The organism is Flavobacterium aureirubrum (genome assembly GCF_038739835.1).
GTDB lineage: Bacteria > Bacteroidota > Bacteroidia > Flavobacteriales > Flavobacteriaceae > Flavobacterium > Flavobacterium aureirubrum.
Genome location: NZ_JBCGDO010000161.1, coordinates 1 through 279, shown reverse-complemented (window position 1 = coordinate 279; position 279 = coordinate 1). Strand labels below are relative to the sequence as shown.

General features: G+C 49.1%; 1 rRNA gene. It reads left to right on the top strand.

Features of this window, described 5'->3' with window-relative positions:
* Positions 1-279, top strand: a 23S ribosomal RNA gene (locus WFZ85_RS16350); the annotation flags it as partial.

Sequence of the window (279 nt, the reverse complement as noted above, 5' to 3'; positions counted from 1 at the left end):
GGCAACCCACTATGGTGAAGACATAGTACACCGATAGGTGGGCAAACCCGCTGAACTGAAACATCTAAGTCGGCGGAGGAGAAGAAAACAAAAGTGATTCCGTAAGTAGTGGCGAGCGAACGCGGATTAGCCCAAACCAGTGTTGTTACGGCAATGCTGGGGTTGTAGGACCACGACATTTCTTGCGGATTGAAGTAGAACTACCTGGAACGGTAGACGATACAGGGTGATAGGCCCGTATAAGTAAGAGACGATAAGGATAGTGGTATCCTGAGTAGG